2 protein-coding genes are annotated in these 2,221 nt (G+C 39.3%); one reads left to right on the plus strand and one right to left on the minus strand.

Features of this window, described 5'->3' with window-relative positions; translation table 11 throughout:
* The first annotated feature begins 119 nt into the window (after positions 1 to 119).
* Positions 120 to 1,757 (plus strand): L-lactate permease, encoded by a 1,638-nt coding sequence (locus QZ334_RS08035; protein ID WP_227283461.1) that lies wholly within the window; start codon positions 120 to 122, stop codon positions 1,755 to 1,757.
* A 129-nt stretch (positions 1,758 to 1,886) separates the two neighbouring features.
* On the opposite strand, the gene QZ334_RS08040 is transcribed toward QZ334_RS08035, so the two are convergent.
* Entirely contained in the window at positions 1,887 to 2,171 is a 285-nt protein-coding gene (locus QZ334_RS08040) for a PepSY domain-containing protein (protein WP_024065668.1), read from the minus strand.
* Positions 2,172 to 2,221 lie beyond the last annotated feature (50 nt).

Here is a 2,221-nt window from a genome sequence, read left to right on the forward strand (position 1 = left end):
ATTTTAACTGAACTTTTACAACTTAATACAATAGCGATTTACTCATCAATTAAATTGATTAAGCTACATCGTCCTGTTAAGCATATATTTTTATTTTTCTTGAAAGGATGATTTTAGAAATGAGTGCTATCACCGTTCTATTAGCGCTATCTCCAATCATTTGGTTGATCGTAGCGTTATCCATCTTGAAATTACCTGCATGGCAAGCAACAAGTGTTGCTGCAATCGGTTCTTTCATCATCGCTATTACAGCATTCCAATCCGATCCATTCATTATGGTCACTGGTGCCCTTGAAGGTGCCGCTTTGGCAATCTGGCCAATCCTATTAGTTATTACAGCTGCTATCTTCGTTTATAACTTGGTAGTACATACGAAAGCAATGGAAACTATTAAAACAATGCTTTCTTCTGTAACATCTGATACTCGTGTACTTGCATTATTACTTGCATGGGGCTTTGGTGCCTTCATGGAAGGTATGGCTGGCTTTGGTACTGCCGTTGCAATTCCAGCTGCTATGATGGTTGCAGTAGGTTTTGATCCACTAAAATCTATCATCGCATGTCTCGTTGCGAACTCCGTACCAACAACATTTGGCTCCATCGGTATTCCAACAACTACTTTGGCATCCTTAACAAACCTTGATCCAAGCCATTTAGGTACATTCATTTCCGTACAATTATTCTTACTTAACCTTATCGCACCATTCTTCGTTGTTATGATCATTGGTGGCGGTGTTAAAGCGTTAAAAGGCGTATTCCTTGTAACATTGCTTTCCGGTTTAGCATTAGCTATTCCTGAAACTATAATCAACGCAGTAATGGGTCCAGAATTATCCGTAATCTCTGCATCCATCGTTATCATGGCAGTTATCATTATCTGTGCAAAAATTATGCCTCCTAATGATCCTGAATACGCAGTTAAACAAACTGGCGAAGTTCCTAAAGTTTCCGGTGGCGAAGGCCTTGTAGCTGCAATGCCATTCATCTTGATCTTCGTATTATTGTTATTAACTTCCAAATTGTTCCCTGCAATTAATGGTCCTCTTGCGTCCATTAAAACATCTGTACCTATTTATCAAGGTCCTGGTGCAAAACCTTACACATTCGTATGGATTGCAACTCCTGGTATCATGATCTTCATCGCTGGTATTGTTGGTGGTTTCATCCAAAAAGCAAAAGCTGGTGAAATCTTCGGTACATTGGGTTCCACAGTTAAAAACTTGAAATTTACATACCTTACAATCATCACAGTTGTTATGACAGCTAAATTGATGACTTACTCTGGTATGACTGCAGATATTGCGAAAGCAATGGTTGCTGGTACAGGTTCCTTGTATCCTCTATTCGCTCCTATCGTAGGTGCGTTGGGTGCCTTCTTGACTGGTTCCGGTACAAACTCCAACGTATTGTTTGGCCCACTTCAAATCGCTGCAGCTCAAGGTTTAGATCCTACAAACTTCGAAGACCTTGGCTTCTGGTTGGCAGCAGTTAACTCCGGTGCAGCTGGTATCGGCAAAATGTTGTCTCCACAATCCATCGCGATTTCTATTGGTGCCGTAGGTCCTGCTTTGAAAGCATACCTAGAAAACCACAAAGAAATTAACGCTGAAGAAGCTCACAACTTAGAACATGAAATCGAAGCAAGCGTTATCATGAACAGCGCGTTCAAATACTTCTTGATCTTCATCATTATGCATGGTTGTATCTCCTTCTTCGGTCAACATTTCATCCATGAAATTCACCACTTCTTCTTCTAAGATTTGGTAACATAAAAAGAACAGCTCTTAATGAGCTGTTCTTTTTTATTGTTATATATTAGGATATTCCAAGTAATACAACCTTAAGGAGTTAATCCACATTGTTACACATTATAAGCTCTCAGTCTATTAGTAGACCTCTTGCTCCACTTCCCATTTTGTAAATGTGCCAGTATCTGCATCAATTTCAAAGTCGTATTCATAACCATTGTAATGAATTTCACCTTCATACTCTAAACGACCATGATCATAATCGCGATTGAACTCAGTTATATTAGTAACCGTTGCACCCGGTACACGTGCCAATGCACTTTGCACGGCCTCATCAGAACTAATAGCTTCCACTGAGGACACTACCGTAGTACTCAGGACAGCTACTACAGTCAAAATCAAGGATTTTACCATTTTTTTCATATAATTCTCTCCTACACACATAAACCAAATTGATACTTTTAGATATAAAT

This window comes from Veillonella sp. (assembly GCF_019414865.1).
Lineage (GTDB): Bacteria > Bacillota > Negativicutes > Veillonellales > Veillonellaceae > Veillonella.

Coding starts and splice junctions, on each gene's coding strand:
- QZ334_RS08035 (WP_227283461.1), top strand. CDS start 120: ATGAGTGCTATCACCGTTCTATTAGCGCTATCTCCAATCATTTGGTTG.
- QZ334_RS08040 (WP_024065668.1), bottom strand. CDS start 2,171: ATGAAAAAAATGGTAAAATCCTTGATTTTGACTGTAGTAGCTGTCCTG.